This is a genomic window from Amycolatopsis pretoriensis, from assembly GCF_900107925.1.
In the GTDB taxonomy this organism is placed as follows: domain Bacteria; phylum Actinomycetota; class Actinomycetes; order Mycobacteriales; family Pseudonocardiaceae; genus Amycolatopsis; species Amycolatopsis pretoriensis.
Window position 1 is genome coordinate 150,810 of the sequence record NZ_FNUJ01000002.1, and the last position, 20,269, is coordinate 171,078.

The 20,269-nt window shown below is 73.2% G+C and carries 21 protein-coding genes; 9 read left to right on the top strand and 12 right to left on the bottom strand.

The window, feature by feature from the left end; translation table 11 throughout:
* Nucleotides 1-4: 4 nt before the first annotated feature.
* From BLV96_RS07545 to BLV96_RS07565, 5 genes are all read right to left on the bottom strand, one after another.
* A complete protein-coding gene (locus BLV96_RS07545; RefSeq protein ID WP_086678169.1) occupies nucleotides 5-1,441 on the bottom strand; it encodes an MFS transporter in 1,437 nt (478 codons plus the stop codon).
* Between the two features lie 53 nt (nucleotides 1,442-1,494).
* The gene (locus BLV96_RS07550) at nucleotides 1,495-1,872 is read right to left on the bottom strand and encodes an SPW repeat protein (RefSeq protein WP_086678168.1); all 378 of its coding nucleotides are present in this window, start codon (nucleotides 1,870-1,872) and stop codon (nucleotides 1,495-1,497) included.
* 98 nt (nucleotides 1,873-1,970) lie between these two features.
* Complete coding sequence (locus BLV96_RS07555) at nucleotides 1,971-2,480, bottom strand: hypothetical protein (RefSeq protein ID WP_086678167.1); 510 nt, start codon at nucleotides 2,478-2,480, stop codon at nucleotides 1,971-1,973.
* Nucleotides 2,481-2,580: 100 nt separating this feature from the next.
* On the bottom strand, nucleotides 2,581-5,577 hold the full coding sequence (locus BLV96_RS07560) for an AfsR/SARP family transcriptional regulator (RefSeq protein ID WP_086678166.1): 2,997 nt from the start codon (nucleotides 5,575-5,577) through the stop codon (nucleotides 2,581-2,583).
* 101 nt (nucleotides 5,578-5,678) lie between these two features.
* Complete coding sequence (locus BLV96_RS07565; protein WP_086678165.1) at nucleotides 5,679-6,383, bottom strand: DJ-1/PfpI family protein; 705 nt, start codon at nucleotides 6,381-6,383, stop codon at nucleotides 5,679-5,681.
* Between the two features lie 98 nt (nucleotides 6,384-6,481).
* Here BLV96_RS07565 and BLV96_RS07570 point away from each other — a divergent pair, with 98 nt between their 5' ends.
* From BLV96_RS07570 to BLV96_RS07580, 3 genes are all read left to right on the top strand, one after another.
* Complete coding sequence (locus BLV96_RS07570; protein ID WP_086678164.1) at nucleotides 6,482-7,459, top strand: GlxA family transcriptional regulator; 978 nt, start codon at nucleotides 6,482-6,484, stop codon at nucleotides 7,457-7,459.
* Nucleotides 7,460-7,506: 47 nt separating this feature from the next.
* Nucleotides 7,507-9,057 (top strand): YibE/F family protein, encoded by a 1,551-nt coding sequence (locus BLV96_RS07575; protein ID WP_086678163.1) that lies wholly within the window; start codon nucleotides 7,507-7,509, stop codon nucleotides 9,055-9,057.
* 74 nt (nucleotides 9,058-9,131) lie between these two features.
* Nucleotides 9,132-9,377 carry a hypothetical protein gene (locus BLV96_RS07580; RefSeq protein ID WP_086678162.1) on the top strand — a complete coding sequence of 82 codons (246 nt, stop codon included), beginning with the start codon at nucleotides 9,132-9,134 and terminating at the stop codon, nucleotides 9,375-9,377.
* Here BLV96_RS07580 and BLV96_RS07585 read toward each other — a convergent pair.
* Both BLV96_RS07585 and BLV96_RS07590 read right to left on the bottom strand, forming a co-directional pair.
* Nucleotides 9,349-9,990: a hypothetical protein gene (locus tag BLV96_RS07585; protein WP_086678161.1), complete on the bottom strand. Its 642-nt coding sequence runs from the start codon at nucleotides 9,988-9,990 to the stop codon at nucleotides 9,349-9,351. The two genes, BLV96_RS07580 and BLV96_RS07585, sit on opposite strands and share 29 nt — an antisense overlap.
* A gap of 2 nt (nucleotides 9,991-9,992) precedes the next feature.
* Nucleotides 9,993-10,559, bottom strand: a complete 567-nt coding sequence (locus BLV96_RS07590; RefSeq protein WP_086678160.1) for an MBL fold metallo-hydrolase — start codon at nucleotides 10,557-10,559, stop codon at nucleotides 9,993-9,995.
* A gap of 147 nt (nucleotides 10,560-10,706) precedes the next feature.
* Here BLV96_RS07590 and BLV96_RS07595 point away from each other — a divergent pair, with 147 nt between their 5' ends.
* The 5 genes from BLV96_RS07595 to BLV96_RS07615 all read left to right on the top strand — a co-directional run bounded on the left by BLV96_RS07595 (nucleotide 10,707) and on the right by BLV96_RS07615 (nucleotide 15,727).
* A complete protein-coding gene (locus tag BLV96_RS07595; protein WP_086678159.1) occupies nucleotides 10,707-11,579 on the top strand; it encodes a peptidylprolyl isomerase in 873 nt (290 codons plus the stop codon).
* The gene (locus BLV96_RS07600; protein WP_091388920.1) at nucleotides 11,579-12,358 is read left to right on the top strand and encodes an aminotransferase class IV; all 780 of its coding nucleotides are present in this window, start codon (nucleotides 11,579-11,581) and stop codon (nucleotides 12,356-12,358) included. The genes BLV96_RS07595 and BLV96_RS07600 overlap by 1 nt, the downstream gene beginning before the upstream one ends.
* Nucleotides 12,359-12,446: 88 nt before the next feature.
* The gene (locus BLV96_RS07605; RefSeq protein ID WP_091388923.1) at nucleotides 12,447-13,226 is read left to right on the top strand and encodes a LysM peptidoglycan-binding domain-containing protein; all 780 of its coding nucleotides are present in this window, start codon (nucleotides 12,447-12,449) and stop codon (nucleotides 13,224-13,226) included.
* Nucleotides 13,227-13,291: 65 nt separating this feature from the next.
* Nucleotides 13,292-13,855 (top strand): P-loop NTPase family protein, encoded by a 564-nt coding sequence (locus BLV96_RS07610; protein ID WP_086684042.1) that lies wholly within the window; start codon nucleotides 13,292-13,294, stop codon nucleotides 13,853-13,855.
* Nucleotides 13,856-13,933: 78 nt separating this feature from the next.
* Nucleotides 13,934-15,727: a glycoside hydrolase family 97 protein gene (locus BLV96_RS07615; RefSeq protein WP_208608171.1), complete on the top strand. Its 1,794-nt coding sequence runs from the start codon at nucleotides 13,934-13,936 to the stop codon at nucleotides 15,725-15,727.
* Here the strand turns inward: BLV96_RS07615 and BLV96_RS07620 are convergent.
* Nucleotides 15,714-16,493, bottom strand: coding sequence for an enoyl-CoA hydratase/isomerase family protein (locus BLV96_RS07620; RefSeq protein ID WP_167379559.1), 780 nt, complete (start codon nucleotides 16,491-16,493; stop codon nucleotides 15,714-15,716). The two genes, BLV96_RS07615 and BLV96_RS07620, sit on opposite strands and share 14 nt — an antisense overlap.
* A gap of 74 nt (nucleotides 16,494-16,567) precedes the next feature.
* Between BLV96_RS07620 and BLV96_RS07625 the strand changes: the two genes are divergently transcribed.
* Entirely contained in the window at nucleotides 16,568-17,401 is an 834-nt protein-coding gene (locus tag BLV96_RS07625) for an alpha/beta fold hydrolase (protein ID WP_086684036.1), read from the top strand.
* Nucleotides 17,402-17,407: 6 nt separating this feature from the next.
* On the opposite strand, the gene BLV96_RS07630 is transcribed toward BLV96_RS07625, so the two are convergent.
* From BLV96_RS07630 to BLV96_RS07645, 4 genes are all read right to left on the bottom strand, one after another.
* Nucleotides 17,408-17,749 (bottom strand): hypothetical protein, encoded by a 342-nt coding sequence (locus tag BLV96_RS07630; protein WP_086684033.1) that lies wholly within the window; start codon nucleotides 17,747-17,749, stop codon nucleotides 17,408-17,410.
* Nucleotides 17,749-19,416, bottom strand: a complete 1,668-nt coding sequence (locus BLV96_RS07635; protein WP_086684030.1) for a hypothetical protein — start codon at nucleotides 19,414-19,416, stop codon at nucleotides 17,749-17,751. Before BLV96_RS07635 ends, BLV96_RS07630 begins: the two co-directional genes overlap by 1 nt.
* Before the next feature lie 112 nt (nucleotides 19,417-19,528).
* A complete protein-coding gene (locus tag BLV96_RS07640) occupies nucleotides 19,529-19,723 on the bottom strand; it encodes a helix-turn-helix domain-containing protein (RefSeq protein ID WP_244180093.1) in 195 nt (64 codons plus the stop codon).
* Between the two features lie 94 nt (nucleotides 19,724-19,817).
* Complete coding sequence (locus BLV96_RS07645) at nucleotides 19,818-20,234, bottom strand: MarR family winged helix-turn-helix transcriptional regulator (RefSeq protein ID WP_086684027.1); 417 nt, start codon at nucleotides 20,232-20,234, stop codon at nucleotides 19,818-19,820.
* Nucleotides 20,235-20,269 lie beyond the last annotated feature (35 nt).

Below are 20,269 nucleotides of genomic sequence, written 5' to 3' on the forward strand. Positions count from 1 at the left end.
AAGCTCAGTGCACCCGGGGCACGGCGGTCAGCCGCCCGCGGCGGGCACCCCGCAGCAGGAAGAACGCGACCAGCACGCCGGCCGCGCCGATCCCGCCGCAGGCGTACATCCCCGCGTGGAACCCGGCGAGCGGGCCGGCTGCCGCGTTCGACGCGAGGACCGTCGACACGACCGCCACCCCGAGCGCGCCGCCCACCTGGAAGGCCGCCACGTTGATCCCCGAGGCGATGCCCGCGTCGGCCGGGGTGACGCCGGTCAGCGCCGCGGCCACCAGGGCGACCGGACCGATGCCCAGGCCCAGCCCGAACACGAGCAGCCCGGGCAGCACGGTCGTCAGGTAGCTGCCTTCCGGCGAGAGGCCGGTCAGCAGGACGCTGCCGACGGCCAGCAGCAGCAACGCCGTCACGGCGACCGGCCGGACGCCCCGGCGGGCCAGCGCGGCCTGGGCGGCGTACGCGCCGATGACCGACGCGATCGGCATCGCGGACTGGCTCAGCCCGAACACGATCGGCGTGTAGCCGAGGACGCCCAGCGAGTACTGCGAAAGCACGACCGACATGCCGAAGGCGAGCATCGCGACCAGCACCGTCAGCACGTTGCCGCCGAGCACGGTCGCCGAACGGAACAGCCGGGCGGGCAGCAGCGGGGCCGCCGACCGCCGCTCGACGACGATCGTCGCCGCGGTCAGCGCGAGGAAGACGACGGCGAGGCCGAGGGTGGAGAAGCTGGTCCAGCCTCGCTCGGGTGCCTCGACCAGCACGTACACCAGCAGGCCCAGGGCCACGGTGCTGAGGACCGCGCCCGCGACGTCGAAGGTGCGGTGCGCCGAGGCGTCCCGGCTCTCCCGCAGCAGCACCGGGCTCAGCACCAGCATCAGCACGGCGACCGGGACGTTGACGTAGAAGAGGCTCTGCCAGCCGAACCAGTCGAGCAGCGCGCCGCCGAGCAGCAGGCCGATCGTGGCGCCCAGCGCGGCAATCCCCGACCAGACGGCGAGCGCCCGGTTGCGCGCACGGCCCTCCGGGAACGTGTCGGTGAGGATCGCCAGCGCCGTCGGGGCCATCAGCGCCGCGGACACCCCGTGCAGCGCCCGGGCGGCGAGCAGCAGCGGACCGGCGGTGGCGAGCGCCGAAAGCAGCGACACCACCAGGAAGAGCGCGGTGCCGGCCATGAAGAGCCGGCGGCGGCCGAGCAGGTCCGCGGCCCGGCCGCCGAGCAGCAGCAGGCCGCCGAACGTCAGCAGGTTGCCCGAAAGGATCCACTGGGCCTCGACCGGGGAGAGCCCGAGGTCGGCCGCGATCACCGGCACGCCCATGATCACGCTCTGGGCGTCCAGGATCACCATGAAGTTGGCCGCGCAGAGCAGGACGAGCGCCGCCAGGCGGCGGGGGTCCGCCTGCCGGGCGACGGAGTCCGGCCGCGCCGATTCCGCGAGGGTCATGCGATCGACCGTACGAACACCGGCGCGGTGGGCTCATCTCCCCCGCTGCGCGGTCAGTCGCCGCGGACCAGCACGACCACGCCCGCCACGACGACCACCGCGCCGGCGACCACGTTGCCGACGAGGGCGGCCGTCGACGGCTGTGTCTCCGCTGTGGAGCGCAGCAGCCACGGCGAAAGCGCCGCCCACGCGCCGAGCACCGGGACGACCCAGCCGAGGAACCGCAGGCGCCGCGTCGCGGTGCGGGCGATCGCCAACGCGACCAGGACCAGGCCGACGACGGTGTTGCTCAACGCGAGCACGCCCGCCCCGCCGAAGCCGGTGACCCAGGGGGCGAGCACGAGGTAGAGACCGGCGAGCAGGACGAAGCCCGCGGCGGCGCCGATGACGGCGGTCCGCTGCTTGCCGGCCGGGGTGCTGTGCGAAGTCATCTCCTCACCTCCACCCCGGAGAGGTACCCCGTGGTAGCGGCCGGTAACCGGGGCCTGCCCGCAGCCCTCGAAACGGGCAGGTCCCCGGCCGGGGAAAGTCAGCAGCCGCAGGTGTAGTACGTGATGTCCCAGTGGTTGCCTTCGTCGCAGTAGAGGTTGCCGGAGCCGGCCTTCCACTGCGGGTAGCCGTCACCGCGCAGCCCGATGTAGCCGAAGCTGTTCTTGATGTAGGAGTCGATGCAGCTGTTGTGCGAGATGTCCACCTTGTAGCCGTTGTAGTGGCTGTAGGTGCCCGACGCGTGGCCGACCTCGGTCCCGCCGGTGATGTTGATCGCGCAGCCGCTGGCCCGCTTCAGCGTGATGACGCCGGTGACCGTGGTCTGGTTGATCTGCTCGTAGGACGTGCAGGTCGAGTTCGACCGCGTGGTGCAGCCCCCGCTCGACGAGTGCGTCACGCCGGCGGCGGACAGCTGCAACGCCGCCTGCGCCTGGGTGAGCTTGGTGACCTCGACGCTCGCCGACGCGGTGCCGATGGTCGCGAAGACCACCGTCGCGGCCGAAGCGGTCAGTCCCACGGCCACGCGCGCCAGCATCCGTTGTCCCGGCATGCCTTGCCTCCTCGGTACGACGATCCGAACGCCCGGCAGCCAAATCGGGAGGCCCATAACTTCGCCAAACGCCCGCGCCGCGGGACCGGCGGCGACGGCGTCAGGTGCTGATCTTCGTCAAGACTTCACGAGTCCGGTCCCGGGCCGGGGATTCACTGGTGACGGCGGTCAGCTCCCGCAGCGCGCGCAGTTCCCACAGCGGGAACCCGAGCTCGCGGAAGAGACCGGCCGAGGTGTGCAGGAGCCGCGCGGCCTCCGCCGGCGCGCCCTCGTCCGCGTGGGTCCGGCCGAGGCTGAGCAGGGTGTAGCCGGCGCCGCGGCGGTCCCGCAGCTCGCGGAACACGCCCATCGCGACGCGCAGGTGCCACCGCGCGCCCGCCGGATCGCCCGCGCGGCGGCGTGCTTCGGCGAGGCAGCGGTGGGTGTAGGCGGCGGCGTGCCGGTGGCCGATCTGGTCGAACAGGGTGAGCGACCGCGTCAGGAAGCGTTCGCCGTCGCCGGGCTCGCCGGCCTCGGTGTGCAGGTCACCCAGGCTGCGCAGGACGTGCGCCTCCCAGTGCCGTTCGCGGGTGCGGACGGCGCCGCCGAGCGCGCCGGTGAGCAGGTCGGCGGCCCGGTCGTAGCCACCGTGGCGGCGCAGGACGTCGGCGTAGCGCTTGGCGGCCTGGTCGTGCCCGCGCCCGTCGTCGCACTCGCTCGCGAGCAGCATGCTGACTTCGAAGCTCTCGACCGCGCGCCGCACGTCCCCGACGTCCTCGGCCAGCGATCCCAGCTGCGCGGCCGCGGCCGCCTGCCCGTGGCGGTCGCCGCACGCGCGCAGCAGGCCGAGGGCTTCGACCAGCTCGGCCTCGGCGGCCCGCGGGTCACCTCCATCGAGGTGGACGTCGGCGAGCGCGGCCAGCACCGCGCCGGTGCCCTGCGGGTCGTCGAGCTCCCGGAAGCGGGTCTCGGCCATGGCGAAGTAGTTGCGGGCCTGCCGGCCGTGGCCGTGCTGCCAGTGCACGGAGCCGAGGTTGTAGAGCTTCTCGGCTTCGGCGCGCGGGTCTCGCCGCCGGCGGGCGGCGGCGAGGCCGAGCACCGACACGGCCCGGGCGTTCCGGCCGAGCCACGGTGTGCCGGCCAGGGCGGTGCAGGCGTCGGCGAGCCGTCCGGTGAGGTCGTGCCAGCCGTGCGCCCCGGCGAGCCGCGCGGCCGCGGCGAGGTGGGCGGTTTCTTCGGCGGCCCAAGCCCCGGGATCGGCGGCGACCCGGCGGACGGCGGCGGGATCGGGTTTCGGGAGTTCGACCGGCGGGCGGCCCCGGGCGTGTTCGGCGAGGGCGAGGGTGACTTCGCAGGCGCGGCGGAGGGCGGCGGGGTCAGTTTCCGGGGTTTCGGTCAGGACGAGCCTGGTGAACGGCGGGACGGCCCAGCGTGGTGCTCTCCGGGAGACCGGCTCGAGCTGGTCGTAAGACTCTTCTTCGGCAACGGGTTCCGGTCCGGCCGGCTGCACCAAATGCGCTGCTGCCAGCGCTTCGAGCCGATCACGCGCGTCGTCCGCCGGACCGGCCACCATCGCCGCCGCGCACCAGTCCGGCACCGGGCCCTCGAACGCCGCCAGCGACCTCAGCAACGACCGGTCCGCCGGCGGCCGCTCGCGCAGCGCGGAGGTCACCGCCGCCCGGACCGAAAGGTCGCCCGTGGCCAGCTCGTCGAGCCGGCGACGGTCGTCGGCCAAGCGGGCCGCCAGCTCGGCCACCCGCCGGCTCGGCCGGGCCGCGAGCTTCGCCCCCGCTATCCGGACCGCCAGCGCGAGCCCGGCGCAGCACTCGAGAACCCGTTGCGCCGCCGAAGGTTCCGCGCGCAGGCGTGCCTCCCCCGCGATCGCCGCCAGCAACGCCCAGGCGTCCTCTGTGGACAGTTCGCCGACCGGGACCGGCCGCGCCCCGCACAGGCCGGGCAGCTCGCGGCGCGTGGTCACCAGCGTCGCGCAGCCTGGCCCGCTCGGCAGCAGCGCCCGCACCTGCGCCTCCGTCGTGACGTCCTCCAGCAGCACCAGCAGCCGGCGGTCCGCGGTGTAGCCGCGCCACAGCCCGGTCAGGCCGGCGCGGTCGGCCAGCTCGGCCGGCGTCGCGCCGAGCTGGCGCAGGAACCCGGTGAGGACGGTCGCCGGCTCGGCGCCCCGCAGCGACGCCGTCAGCTGGCCGTCGGGGAAGCGGCGGCGCGCCCGCCAGGCCGCCTGCACGGCCAGCGCCGACTTCCCCGCCCCGGCGGGCCCGTGCAGCACGACCGGTCCGGGGCCGCGCAGCGCCCGGCCGACGTCGGCCAGCCCGGTCGCGCGGCCGGTGAAGTCGGGCACCGCCGGCGGGAGCTGGGCCGGCGGCCCCGGGGTCGTCCACTCGGTGCCGGCGATCCGGCGGTACACCGCGACGAGGTCGTCACCGGGCCACACGCCCGCCTCTTCCCACAGCGCCCGCCGCGTCCGGCGGAGCACCTCCAACGCCGATTCGCGGTGGCCGACGACACCGAGCGCGGACGCGAGCCGGGCGGCGAAGCGCTCGTCGGCGGGCCGGGCCGCGACCACCGGGTCGAGCCGCTCGACGACCGCGCGGCCGTCGCCGTCGGCGAGCTCCAGCTCGACCAGCTGCAGCAACGCCGCCGACCGCCGGTCCTCCAGCCACAGCTTGTGCGCCTCCAGCAGCGGCCCGCCGGCGACGTCGGCGAACGCGTCACCCCGCCAGCACGCCAGCGCCCGTTCGAGTGCGCGGCGGCGTTGCGCGCGGTCGTCGGCGCCCGCGGCGAGCAGCGTCAGGAAGTCGTCGGCGTCCAGCTCCCCCGGCTCGACGGACAGCGCGTAGCCCCGCGGCCCGGACCGCAGGCGCTGCCCGGCCTCGGCGGCCCCGAGGCCGGGCGAGAGCGTCTTGCGCAGCTTCGACACGGTGACCTGCACGATGGCCGCGGCGCTCGGCGGCGCGCCGTCCGGCCACAGCTCGTCGACCAGCGTGTCGCGGCCGACGAACTGGCCGGCGCGCGCGAGCAGCACGGCGAGCAGCCGCCGCGGCTGGGCCGCCGACGGCAGCCCGACGGTGGCGGTCATCGGACCGAGGACCTCGAACCGCACGGCTACACCCCACCCGCGAGATCACCTGATCGAGCGAGCTGAATCTAGCCGTCCGGGGCTGGGCTTTTCCCTCGATCACCCGGATGGCCGACGCCGTTGGTTCAGGCGTTTGCCAATAGTTTGCCCAGCAGCTCCGGGTGGTCGGCCAGCCCGGCCCGCAGCGTGTGCTCGCGCAGCGGCTTGAGGTCGCCGTAGGGCTGGTTCGCCCAGTCCAGGCGGCCCTGCGGCGGCTCGGGGTCGTACTCGATGACGAACTGGATGTTCGTCGCGACCTGCCGGCCGGCGAGCCGTTCCACGAGGTGCAGCGCGAGGTCGATGCCGGCCGAGACGCCGGCCGCGGTGATCACCCGGCCGTCTTCGACCCAGCGCTGCGCGACCGGCGTCGCGCCGAGGCCGGCCAGCAGGTCGCGGAACATCCAGTGCGTCGTCGCCCGCTTGCCTTCCAGGAGCCCGGCCGCGCCGAGGACCATCGAGCCGGTGCAGACCGACGTCACCAGCTCGGCACCGGCGGCCGCGGCGCGCAGCCAGGCGAGCAGGCGCTCGTCGGCCATCGCGCGCAGCGTCGGCACCGTGCCGCCGGGCACCAGCACCGCGTACGGCGACGGCACTTCGTCGAACGTGTGGCTCGGCGCGACGCTCAGCGGCGTGTCGGTGCCGACGGTGTCCTTCGTGGCACCCACGACGACGGTCCGGTAGCCGGGATCCAGCTGCGCCAGGGCGCTCAGCACCTGGAGCGGGCCCACCAGGTCCAGCGGTGTCAGGCCCGGGTAGACGACGAAGGCGAGGGTCTTCTGCTCAGCGGTCATGGCCCTCACCCTGGCGGGGTCCGCCGGCGCGCCGGACGCGGATGTCCGAAATCCTGCGAACCGCGTCCGAACGCCGGTCCGGCTGCTAGCGTGCGATCATGGCAGCTTCACCCAGACGGGTCACGATCGTCGGATTCCCCGACGTCGAGCTGCTGGACGTCGCCTGCCCGGCCGACGTCCTCGACGCCGCCAACCGCCACGGCGCCCGCCCGCCGTACGAGATCCGGCTCGCCACCATCGACGGCCAGGCCATCCGCACGTGCTCCGGGCTGGTCCTGCAGCCGCACCTGCGGCTCGACCAGGTGGCGCCCGACCTCGACACGCTGGTCGTCGCGGGCGGCTGGGGCAGCACGACGGCGGCGTCCGACGAGCGGGTGCTCGCCCACATCCGGCGGCTGGCCCAGACCAGCAGGCGGGTGGCGTCGGTCTGCACCGGCGCGGAGGTGCTCGCCGCGGCGGGCCTGCTCAACGGCCGCCGCGCGACGACCCACTGGCGCTGGGCGGCGAAGCTGGCCGACGCCTACCCCGCGGTCACGGTCGATCCGGTGCCGCTCTACATCCAGCACGGCAACGTCTACACCGCGGCCGGGGTGACCAGCGGGCTCGACCTGACGATGGCGCTCGTCGAGGCCGATCACGGGCCGACGCTGGCCCGCGAGGTGGCCCGGTCGCTGGTGACGTACCTGCAGCGGCCCGGCAACCAGGCCCAGGTCAGCCTGTTCCTGGCCGGCCCGCCACCGGAGCACCGCGAGGTCCGCGACCTGACCGCGTACATCGCCGAGCACCTCGACGCCGACCTCGGCACCCCGGCGCTGGCCACCCGGGCGGGCCTGAGCACCCGCCAGCTGACCCGCCTCTTCGACGCGCACCTCGGCACGACGCCGGGCAAGTACGTCCGCACGGTCCGCACCGAGCACGCGGCGCGGATGCTGTCGGGCACGGACCTCCCGCTGGCGACGATCGCCCGCCGCTGCGGCTTCGGCTCGACGGAGACGTTGCGCCAGGCCTTCCTCGACCACTTCGACACCCCGCCGTCGGCGTACCGGCGCGTCCACGTCCGCCAGGCCTACGGCTGAACCGGCCCCTCGTCCGGGCCGCGCGAACCCGCTGTCAGGATGTGCGCGTGGACCGCCCCGACCTCGACGACGACGCAACCGGCCCGATTCGCCGGATCACGGACGAGGTGTCCCCTTCGCCGGCGCGAGGTGCATCCGGAACGTCCGGTGCGCCCCGGAAACCGGTGCGCAGGACCCCACCGGAGGGCGCGCGCCGCGCTGCCGATCCCGGTCGCCGGCGCGCCGACACCGGGCCGCAGCGGGTTCCCGGCGACAAGCGTGCCGACACCGGCCCGCAGCGAGCCGCGCGCCGCGGCGACACCGGGCCGCAGGCAATGCCAGGGACGAAGCCGCGGCCCCCGAAGAAACCCGAGCCCGAAACCGGCCACGGCCACGGGCACGGCCACGGACCGGCCGCCCCGGCGTCGAAGCGCGTGAAGCTCCTGCTGATCTGGCTGCTGGCCCCGCTCGCGCTGGCGACCGTCGTCGCCATGATCGTGCTCTACCCGTGGGGCAAACCGGACCCGACGAGCGTCGTCCCGCAGGGCACGCCCGTCGCAGCGAACATCACGACCACCGCCACCGGTCCCTGCCTCGCGCAGGGCCAGGTCCAGGTCGGCGACCAGACCGACCCGAACGCCAAGCCGTGCCTGACGGTCGACCTCACCATGACCGACGGCCCGGCGAACGGGAAGCAGCTGAAGCTGACCGTCCCGATCGAGCCGAGCACGCCGCGGTTCGCCGCCGGCGACGCCGTCGTGCTCGCCTACAACGGCGGCAACGCCGGCGATCCGGCCAGCTTCCAGCTCGTGGACTTCCAGCGCGGCACCCCGCTGCTCGTGCTGGCCGCGCTCTTCGCGGTCGCGGTGCTGGTGCTCGGCCGCTGGCAGGGCCTGGCCGCGCTCGTCGCGCTCGGCCTGTCGTTCCTCGTGATCGCGCTGTTCATCCTCCCGGCCATCCTCGCCGGGGAAAACCCGCTGGTCGTGGCCATCGCGGGGTCGGGCGCGATCATGTTCATCGCGCTCTACCTGACCCACGGGCTGTCGGCGAGAACGTCCGCGGCCGTCCTCGGCACGCTCGTCAGCCTGGCCCTCATCGGCGTCCTCTCGGCGATCTTCTCCGCGGCGGCCTCGCTGACCGGGCTCGACGACAGCACGTCGACGCTGATCGGGTCGCTCGGCCACGGCATCGACTCGCGAGGGCTCCTGCTGGCCGGCGTGGTGATCGGCGCGCTCGGCGTGCTCGACGACGTCACCGTGACCCAGACCAGCGCGGTCTGGGAGCTGCGCCGCGCCAACCCGGACCTGAGCTGGCAGGAGCTGTACCGCTCGGGCCTGCGGATCGGCCGCGACCACGTCGGCTCGGCGGTCAACACGCTCGTGATGGCCTACGCGGGGGCAGCGCTGCCGGTGCTGCTGTACTCGTCGATCTCCGGGGTCGGCTTGGGCGCGCTGCTCGGCAGTGAAGAGATCGCGCAGGAGATCATCCGGACGCTCGCCGGCAGCGTCGGCATCGTCGCGGCCGTCCCGGTGACGACGATCCTGGCCGCGCTGATCGCCTCCCGCGAGCCCGCCGCGTACCTCAGCAGCACCACGAAGGCCGTTCCGTCCCACCCGTAACACCCGGGCACCCCGACCGAGCCGGACCAGCGAGAACGCGGTAGGAAGGGCCTCAGCCGACCCGGGGAGACGCCATGTTCGTGCTGATCGGCCCGCGGCAGGTCGTGCGGGGCGCCCTGCGCGTGGTCACGGCGACCGTCCAGGCCGTCGAGTCCCTGCCGCGCATCGCGGCCGCCCTGGAGGACGTCCGGGCCACCCTGCACCAGGTCGAGCGCCTCGCCGCGTACATCGCCCAAGAGGTCCCGGAGCTCGTCTACCAGCTGGAGCAGCTGCGCGAGGCGGACGAGGAGCTCAGTCGAGAGTCGCCACGAACCGGCTGACGGCCTCCATCGTGAACCGCTGCACGTACTTGCCCGACGGCGCCACCGACGCCAGCCGGTAGAGCGGGCGGTCCGCCACGCCGGAGCCGCGCGCTTCGGCCTTCAGCTCCGCGACCAGCAGCTCCCCGAACACCAGGCCGTTGGCTTCGGTGTTGTTCATCAGCGCGTTCGCCAGCTTCCGCAGCTGCAGGACGCCCAGTTCGCGGCCGCCGGTGCCGGAGAACACCGCGAGGTCGACCTTCCCGACCTTGCCGCGCTGCCCGGCGTTGACCAGCAGGCTCACCGTGCGGGAGCCGCGGACGTCGCCGATCACCAGGTCCAGCCGCGTGGCGGTGACCAGGTCGACGCGGCGCAGGCCCCAGGTGCGCACGAGCAGCGTCGAACCCTCCAGCCAGACGCGGCGGCGGATGCTGACGGCCATCACGTACAGCAGCGGCAGCGCGATCACCAGCGCCACGACCAGCCCGATCAGGGTGCCGCCGATGAGGCCCGCGACCCCGCCGAACGCGGCCGCGACGATCACCACGCCGATCAGGCCCGAGATGCCGCGGCGGCGGCGTCCGCGCGGGTCCTCCTCGAACAGCGCGAGCCGCTCGGTCGTCTCTTCCGCCATGCTCAGGCCCCCGTCCCGGCGAGGAACGGGTTGCCCGCGCGTTCCCGGCCGATCGTCGTCGCCGGTCCGTGGCCCGGCAGCACCACCGTGTCGTCCGGCAGGCTCGTCAGCAGGTCGCGCACCACGTCCGCGTCGGCACCGCGGCCGACCGAGCCGGCGAACAGCGTGTCGCCGGTGAGCGCGAGCCCACCGCCCTCGGCCGTCCGCAGGCCCAGCACCACCGAGCCCGGTGTGTGCCCCGGCACGTGGCGGACATCGATGTCCAGCCCGGCGAACGTGCCCGGCTCGAGCGGGACGCTGTCGCCGTCGTACAGGCCGGCGTCGGCGGCGTGCAGGTGCAGCGGGACGCCGTGCTCGGCCGACAGCTCCGCGGCCGACGACACGTGGTCCGCGTGCCCGTGGGTGGCCACCAGCGCCGCCGGGACCAGCCGGTGCCCGGCGAGCGCGGCGGCCAGCGGACCGGCCACCTCCTGGCCCGGATCCACGACCACGCACGGCCCGCCGGCGGCCTCCGCCAGCAGGTAGCAGTTGGCCTGCAGCGGGCCGCTGCCGAACCCGACGACGAGCACCGAACGCCTCCCGGACATCCGCGCCGGATGGCGCCGATCACGATCGGGTTGAGACTAGCGGGCCCTGTACATGGTCCTCACAGGCTGTGCCCATACACTGCCGCTACCTCAGACGTGTGACACGAGCGGAAACCTGGAGGGTACGGGGTGGCGACCAACCAGCAGCGCCGCGAAGCTGCGAAGCGCAAGCTCGAGAGGCAGCTCGAGCGCCGGCAGGAGCAGCAGAAGCGACGCAGGAGGATCGGCGCTGGTGTCGTCGGCGTGGCTGTGCTCGTCGTGGCGGGCGTGGTGGTGTGGATCGTGAGCGCCAACGGCGGTGACGCCACCGACACGGCGGCGTCGTCTTCGGCCGCTCCGCCGCCGACCGATCTCCAGATCCCGACGCAGCGCGCGGCGCTGCCGAAGCGGACCACGGCGCTGCCGAACCCGACGACGTGCGACTTCAAGGCCGACACGACGGGCAAGGCGCCGAAGAAGGTCAACCTGCCCGACGGCAAGAACGTCCCGTCGACCGGCACGGTGAACGTGACGCTGAAGAGCACCGCGGGCGACATCCCGCTGACGCTCGACCGGGCGCTCGCGCCGTGCGCGGTGCAGAGCTTCGTCAGCCTGGCGAAGCAGAGCTTCTACAACGACACCATGTGCCACCGGCTCGGCACCGAGGGCCTGCAGATGCTGCAGTGCGGTGACCCCTCGGCCACCGGCGACCCGACCCAGGACGGTCAGGGCGGCCCCGGCTACACGATGCCGGACGAGGCGTTCCCGGAGATCAAGTACGGCCGCGGCATCCTCGCGATGGCGAAGACGTCGGCCCCGAACTCCGGTGGCAGCCAGTTCTTCATGGTCTACGGCAACGCCGAAGGCCTCCCGGCGGACTACTCGGTGTTCGGCAGCATCAGCGACGAGGGCCTGAAGGTCCTCGACGCCGTCGCCAAGGCCGGCATCGCGAACCCGAACCCGCAGGACGGCACCGGGGCGCCGACGAAGCAGGTGAAGTTCACGGGCGTGACCGTCCAGTAGTGGCGGCGCGCATCGAGCTGAACGGGGATCCGCTCGGCCCGGGCGCCTTCGTCGCGGGAATGACCTCCTACGGCCATTTCACCGCGATGCAGGTCCGGGACGGGCGGGTCCGCGGGCTCGCGTTCCACCTGGAGCGGCTCGCGACGAGCACCCGGCTGCTGTTCGGCACCGACCTCGACGTCGACCGCGTGCGCTCGTACGTCCGCCAGGCGATCGCCGGCGAACCGGCGCTTTCGGTGCGGGTCATGGTGGTCACGCGTTCTTTCGAGGAGCCGCTCGTACCGGAGATCCTCGTCCGGACGCTCCCGCCGCACCCGCCCGAGCCGGCGCCGTTGCGCCTCGGGACGGTGCGCTACCAGCGAGATCTGCCGCAGGTGAAGCACCTGGGCACGTTCGGGCTGATCTACCACTCCCGCCAGGCCGAGCTGGCCGGCTACGACGACGCGCTGTTCATCGACCCGGCCGGCCGGATCAGCGAAGCGTCAGTGTGGAACGCCGGTTTCCTGGCCGGCGACACGGTCGTGTGGCCGGAAGCCGCGGTGCTGCCGGGGATCACGATGCTTGTGCAGAAGGAAGCGTTGCGCCGCTTGAGTGTCCCGCAGGAGACGCGCGAGGTCCGGCCCGCGGACCTGCGTGACTTCGACGCGATGTTCGTGACGAATTCGGAAACGCCGGGGCGCGCGGTCGCTTCCGTCGACGACCTCGCGCTGCCGGCCGCGGATCGTGCGGTGGAGCTGCTCGCGAAGGCGTACGAAACCGTGCCGTGGGACGAGATCTGACCCGCAAGATCTGAACCGCACCCGCTCCGCCCCCGTGTAGAGGGGCAACACCGGGACCCGCCGGGGTCACCGGGGAGAGGTGCCGACCATGGTCGCAAACCCCGCGGTGCGCCGCGTGCTCGGGCGGGCCGGGCAGGCCGGGGCCGCCGGTGTCCTCTTCGCCGTGCTCGCCGGGGGGCCCGCGCTCGCGCAGACCCAGCCGCCTCCGCCGGCCGTCAAGTACTACATCGTCCCGCACGCCGACAACCCCGACGACATCACGCTGTTCAAGATCGCCGAACGAGCCCTCGGGGACGGAAACCGCTTCCCCGAGATCTTCAAGCTCAACCAGGGCCGCCCGAGACCCGACGGGACGCCCTTCACCGACCCGACCGTCATCGAACCCGGCCAGGTGCTGCAGTTGCCCGAGGACGCCCGGGATCCCGCCGTGCGGTACGGCCCGCTGCCCACCGCTCCCCCGGTCGCCGCCCCCAAAGCCGCCCCCGAAGCCGCACCCGCCGAAGAACCCTCCGGGCTCGGCGTCGGGCTCGCTTCCGCCGTCAGCGGTACCGGCGGGCTCCTCACCGGCCTGATCGCCGGGCTCTGGTGGCGGCGCCGGCCGCGGCTCGTCCCGCCGGTCGAACCCGTCGAAGAAAGCGACGACGGCTCCGGCTCGGTCAGCGGAGTCCTGCCGATCCCGATCGTGCCCGAAGTCCTGCGGCCGGAGCCGCCCACCACCGAACTCGCGATCATCGTGCTCGACACGGCCGAAACCCAGGTGGTCGCCGCCGTCCGGCCCGGTTCGCGGTTCCACTTCCGGCTCGGCGGGAAGCCCGATTTCGCCGACGGCTCCACCGTGCTGGTCGTCGACGGCGAGAGCGAGCCCTGAGCTGAACGGATCAACCGGCGCCCGAACTCTGGCCTTCGGGGCGCCGGTGCCGCAATAGTCGAACGATGACCTCGGATCCGTTCGGGACGCTGCGCACGACGCTCTGGATCGGTGGGGCCCCGTGGACGGGCAAGTCGACCGTCGCACGGCTGCTGGCCGCCCGGCACGGGCTGACGACCTACCACCACGACGACCGGGCCCGGCCCGGCGCCGGGCCGGTCGAGGACGCCCCGGCCGGTGACCAGCTGGCCGCGCTGCTGGCCGAGTTCCGGCAGCGGTTCGAATGCGCGCTGGCCGACCTGCGCGCGCTGACCTCGCCGCGGCCGATCGTCGCCGAAGGCCGGGGCCTGCGCCCGGAACTGGTCGCGCCGCTCGTGGACTCGCCGAGCCGGATGGTCGTGCTGGTGCCGACCGAGCTGTTCCGCCAGCACCAGCTGCGGCACCAGTCGGACGAGCCCGCCATCCCGCGGCAGCGGACCCGGCTGACGCGCGACCGGATGCTCGCCGCGCAGGCCGTGCGCTCGGCGCGGGAGCTCGGTATCCGCGTCATCGAAATCGACGGCCGGCTCGACCCCGCCGGGGTGACCGACGTCGTCGCCGACCACTTCCACGCCTACCTGGATGCCTGAGGCTCCCGTTGGCGGAATCCGCGTCGAGCGCCCAAGATCGGTGCTCGACAAGCCATTCCGCGTGGTGAAGGAGCTTCCTTGGGGTTCGGGAGAAGGACGGCGCTCGCCGTCGCCCTGGCCGTGGCGGCCACGGTCGTGACGAGCGCGCCCGCCGGCGCCGCCGGCCGCTGGACCGTGAGCCTCACCGGCGCCGTGACCGCCGTCGTCGCGCGCACCGGTGCCGGCGGCCTGACCTTCGCGGTCACCCGCGACGGCACGACCGTGCTCGCGCCCGCTCCCGTGGGCCTGCGGACGCGAGCCGCCGATCTGACCCGGGACCTGAGGTTCCTCCGCCGCGTCGACCGGGTCGTCGACGAGCACTACACGATGACCACCGGCAAGCGCCTGCGGCGGCACGCGCGGGCCGCGGAGACGACGTTGTCCTTCCTGGGTACCTTCGGCACCCGGCTGGACGTCGTCGTGCGCGCGGCCGCCGACGGCGCCGCCTACCGGTACGTGCTGCCCGCCGGCGGCACGGTGACCGGCGAGGCCTCGGCCTTCACGCTGCCCGCCACGGCGCCGGCGTGGCTGCTGCCCTACTCCCCCAACTACGAGAAGGTCCGCGTCGAGACCACCGCGGGCGGCGCGCCGGCGGGCGACTACGGCTTCCCGTCGCTGTTCGCCACCCGCGACGGCTACACCCTGCTGACCGAGTCCGATGTGGACGGACGCTATTCCGGCGCCCGGCTGGTTCACGAGGCCGGCACGACGGACTACGGAATCAAGCTGGCCGACGCCGCCGTCACCGGACGCGGGCCGTTCGCCACGCCGTGGCGGGTGGCGATCACCGGCGACCTGGCGACGGTCACCGAGTCCACTTTGGTCGACGACCTCGCGTCACCGTCCGAACTGGACGACACGTCCTGGGTGCGGCCGGGCAAGGTCGCGTGGTCGTGGCTGTCCGAACACGACAGTCCGCGCGATCCCGTGCGGCAGAAGCAGTTCGCCGACTTCGCCGCCCGCCACGGCTGGCCGTACCTGCTCGTCGACGAGGGCTGGGACGCTTCCTGGGCGCCGGATGTCATCCGCTACGCGCGCGCCCGCGGTGTCGAAGTGCTCCTGTGGTTCCGCTGGGACGACCTCGACACACCGGCCGAACGCGCGCGGTGGCTGCCGCTGGTCAAGTCGTGGGGCGTCGCCGGGATCAAGGTCGACTTCATGGACTCCGACACCCGGGCGCGGCTCGGCTTCTACGACGACATCGCGCGGGCGACCGCCCGGCAGAAGCTGATGCTCAACTTCCACGGCGCGACCGTCCCGCGCGGGTTCCAACGCACCTGGCCGCACGTGCTGAGCTTCGAGGCCGTTCGCGGCGCCGAACAGCTCAAGACGCGTGCCTCGACCAACACGATGTTCCCGTTCACCCGCAACGTCGTCGGCAGCATGGACTACACGCCGACCGCGTTCGTCGTGTCCGATCGGGACACCACGGACGCGCACGAGGTGGCGACGTTCTTCGTCTACGAGTCCGGCTGGCAGCACGGCGCGGACAAACCCGAGAACTACGAAGCCCGGCCGGAAGCCCTGCGCACCCTCGACGAGCTGCCGACCGTCTGGGACGAAACCCGGCTGCTGTCCGGCCGGCCCGGCCGCGCGGCCGTGTTCGCGCGCCGCTCGGGCGACCGCTGGTTCGTCGGCGGCATCTTCGCCGGCCCGGCCACGACGGTGACCGAACCACTGGACTTCCTGGGGCCGGGCCACTGGGTCGCCGACACCCTGCGCGACGGGCCGTCGGGGTTGCTCCGGGAGACCTCGACGGTCACCGCGGGCGAGCGGCTGCACGTGCCGATCGCCGAGAACGGCGGGTTCGTGACGATCCTCAGCGGAAGGTGAACCGCGGCGGGCGGCGCTCCAGGAAAGCGGCGACGCCCTCGGCGTAGTCGACGCCGTGCAGGGCCTCGGAGCGGAGGTCCTCGACCTCGGCGTCGGACGTCTCCTGGCCGGCGACGATCTTCTCGATGATCCGGTTCATCCCACGGATCGACGCCTGCGAGCGCGAGCAGAGCGTCGCGACGAACTGCTGCGTCGAGGCCTCCAACGACGCGGCCGGGAAGACGTCGTTGAGCAGGCCGATTTCGCGGGCGCGGCCGGCGGTGATCAGCTCACCCGACAGCAGGAAGTACTTCGCGTGCGCCGGGCCGACCAGGGACACGAGCTGGCGCGTCGAGTCGAAGTGGTAGACGATACCGAGCTTCGCCGGCGTGATGCCGAACCGGGAGCCTTCGGCGGCGAACCGGAAGTCGCAGGCGACCGACACCTGGCAACCGCCGCCGATGCAGTTGCCCTGGATCATCGCCACCGACGGCTTGCGCAGCGCGGTCAGCGCCGCCACCGCGCTCTCGACCGCCTTGTCGTAGCTCGCCGCGCCGTCCGCGGTGGTGCGCAGCTCGCCGAACTCGCTGATGTCCGCGCCCGCCGAGAAGTGCTTCCCAGCCCCCGCGATCACCAGCACCTTGACCGCGGGATCGGCGTCGACCTCGGCCACGACGTCCGGGAGCGCCGACCACATGCCGTAGGTGATGGCGTTCATCTTCTCCGGGCGGGTCAGCGTGAGCCGGGCGACTTCGCCGTCGCGCGTGAGGTCGAATCCGTCGGTCATGGTTCGCACCTTAACTGCTCGCCCTGAGCGAAAAGTGCGGCGTGTGACACGGTCGAGTGGCTAGCTTGTGGCTCATGGCGACGATCGAAGTGAACGGGACGGCGTTCGGCTACGACGAAGCGGGAGAGGGGCCCGCGGTCGTCCTGCTGCACGCCGCGGTCGGCGACCGCCGGATGTGGGACGCCCAGTTCACCGCGCTCGCCGCCACGCACCGGGTGATCCGCTACGATCGCCGCGGCTTCGGCGAAACCGCCGCCCGCCCCGGCGAGTACGCCCACTTCGAGGACCTGCTGGCCCTGCTCGACGCCCGGGGGATCGAGCGGGCCGCGCTGGTCGGGGCGTCGATGGGCGGGGCGTGCGCGCTGGACGCCGCCCTGGCCGCGCCGGAGCGGATCACCCGGCTCGCGCTGCTGGGCTCGGGCCTGACCGGGCACACCTGGCCGGACCACATGCAACGGGACATCGCGCGGCTCGCCGCGGAACTGCTCCCCGCCGGGCGGCTCGAGCGGTACGCCGCCCGCGAGATCGACGTCGACGAGGCCGATGTGCGCGCGATGGCCGAGGCGAACCTCCGCTACATGGTCGCCGGTCCGGAGCGGGACGTTTCGGTCCTGCCGCCGGAAATGGTCGCGCTGGTGCGGGAGATGTGCGAGCAGGTCTACCGCACCGAATGGACCGCTCCACAGTGGACGGAGACGATCCCGGACACGCGGCACCGGCTCGGCGAGATCACGACCCCGGCCCTGGTGGTGATCGGGACGGCGGACGCACCCGGCCTGGTCGAGCTGTCACAGCACCTTGCGGCGTCGCTGCCGGACGCCGAGCTCGTCGAACTCCCCGCCACCGGCCACCTCCCGGCCATGGAACGGCCGGAGGAGGTCAACACGCTGCTGCGCAAGATCCTCTGATCCCGCTCAGGTGAAGATCTTCTGCACCTGGTCGGAGATCTTCGCGACGAGCTCGGAGAACTGCGCCAGCCCGCCCAGCAGCCCCTTGATCTTCTTCCAGCGGCTGCGCACCACCGCGGGCTCGGCGGCTTCGCCCGCGCGCAGGTCATCCGCCAGGTCGGTGAGCGTGTCCTCCAGCACCTCCTGCTTCGCGAGGTCCTTCCCGCGCACCTCGGCCGTCAATCGCTCGACCAGCTGCAGCAGCGAGGAAACCGTCTCGTCGGCGCCGCCGCCTTCGATGCCGGTCTGGGTGATCCGGCCCGAGTTGTCGCCGCCGATGCTGACCTTGTTCGTGATCCGGTGTCCCATCAGGCCTCCGTTCCGGCGTTCCGGCCGGTCGTCCTCGGCACGCGCGGCCGCGGGCCGCGCTGCCCGGTCTGGGTGATCGGGGCGCGGTTGTCGCCGCCGATGCTGATGTCGTTGTTGATCACGACCGCCGCCTGCTCCTCGAACTTCGCCGTCGAGAACCCGGCGTCGCCGAGCAGCTTGCCGATCGCCGGCAGAAGCCTGCTCCCGATGATCTTCTCGTAGCGCTCGACGTCGACGAGCTGGAAGTAGTCGGTGAACAGGTTCACCGCCGCGAGCTCGCGCAGGGTGCTGGCGGCGCCGTAGCGCTCCGGGTCGAGCACGCCGGCTTCGCGCTTGGGCTGCCGGATCCACGACGCCAGGTTCGCGATCCGGCCCGGCAGGCTCGCGGGCAGCTCCAGCCAGGCGAGCAGCCCCTGCCCGAACGGGCGCAGCGACTCCTGCCGCATCTTGTCCACGACGCGGTACTCGGCGCGGATCGGCGGCAGCATGAACGGCGTCCACTCGACGTACAGCGTCGTGTCGTCGACGGCCACGTGCAGGAACGTCGTGAGCACCAGGTCCCGGTCCCAGGTCTCGACCTGGAAGCACAGGTAGTAGCGCGCCCACTCCCGCGGCTCGCGCCGGATCCGCTCGACGTCGGCCTCGGTCAGCCGGGTGTGCGGCGGGTACTCGATGTCCGGCAGGTAGGCCGCGGCTTCGGCGTCGGTGAGGTGGTCGATGAGCTCGGCGGCGGGGGTGAACACCGCGTCGGTCACGGTCAGCCCGCCCAGCCGCCGGTCCGGCGACAGCGCGGCCGACTGCCGCAGGTCCGCGATCGCACCGCGGATCTCCTCGTACAGCGTCTCGGTGGTCAGCTCCCGCCGGGTCTCCGGGTCGCTCTCGTCGTCGTCGAGCCGCTCCAGCGGGATCGCCATCGACCACGCGTCGCGCCGGAAGCCTGCGCCCACGAACGGTTTGTAGCCGCGGTACACCACCAGTGGCGCACCGGGCACCCCGGCGAACTCGTCACCCCGCTGGTAGCGGCCGAGCTGCCCGCGGAAGTCTTCGGTGAAGATCCCCTGCAGGCTGCCGGTGTCGGGGGCCGGCGGCGCGAAGCGCTTGAAGCGCGTGGTCAGCAGGTTCCACAGCGACCAGCGCTCGAAGGTGACAACCATGAGCACGATCACGGCCAGCACGACGCCGATGACGACCCGGGCGGTGTCGTCGCCCGGCGTGTCGCCGAATTCGACGTCTTCGGCGTAGCGCGACGAATACGACCGGCCGGAAGCGAAGATCTCGTCCGAGTAGAGCAGCAGCAGCCACGCGACCACGGCCGCGGCGAGGAGCAACGCGATCGTCCGGGGGTTGAACACCCGCTCGTTCGCGGTCGCGTTCTTCCCGCTCCGGGCCACCAGGAGGATGACCGACAGCACGATCCAGCCGTACAGCAGCGGGTTGTCCCACGAGAGCCCGATGACGACGGCCATGAGCCCCACCAGCAGGCCGTCGTAGTTCTTGCGGCGCGCCCGCGCGCGGACCGCTTCGGTGAGCACGCGGCCCGCGTCGAGGCCCGGTGACGGCGGGACCGGCCGGGTCGGCTCGACGAGGAACTCGGTGATCGCTTCGGTGCTGTAGCGGGGATCGAGGTAGGAAGCCGCGCAGAGATAACGCGTGGTGTCGTCGGACATGCTGCCCCCTCGGCTCGGCCGCCCTGCAATTTGCGGACCGTAGCATGCAGCCGCGAGGACCGGCACCGCAATTCCGGGCGAAACCGGCACGCCATTTCCGCGGTGGAAACGGTCAGGAAAGCAGCTCCGCCGTCAGTTCGCCCCGGCTCCGCGCGCCCACCTTCCCGAACACCGACTTGAGGTGGTCCTGCACCGTGTGGGCCGAGATGCCGAGCCGGTCCGCGATGTCCACTGTGGACCGGCCGGCCAGCACCTCGCGGCAGACGTCGCGCTCCCGGGCGGTCAGGCCGTAGGCCGCCAGCCGCACGCTCAGCAGCTCGGCCCCCGACGCGCGGCGCGGGCCGAGGCGGCGCCCTCGCGCAGGCGGTACCCCCGGTGGTCACCCTGGTCGCGGCGCTCTTCTAGCCCAGCAGCTCTTCACTCCAGGCCCGAATGGCCGCCGCCTGGCCGGGGGTGAGCCGGTCGAGAACGAGACGGCGGATGTTGGCGCCGTGGGCCCGGACCGCGCTCTCCGCCGTGCGGCGGCCTTCGGCGGTCAGCTCCACTCCGGTGCGCCGGCCGGTGGCGCCGTCCTCGATGCGCGCCACCAGGCCGCGGTTCTCCATCCGCGTCAGCAGGTGCGCGACGCGGCTCTTCTCCCAGTCGAGCGCGTCGGCGAGCTCGCCGACGCGCATCGGCCGCTCCAGTGTCATCAGCACGCTGAACTCGGCCTTCGAGATGCCGCAGTCGCGCTGCAGGCCGCGGTCGAGCTCGCGGGCGAGCCGCCGCTGGGCGCGCATCCAGGTGTCCCAGAACTCCCACTCCGCCGGCTCCAGCATGGGAGTAGCCTACAGAGTTGACGCGTCAACTCTTG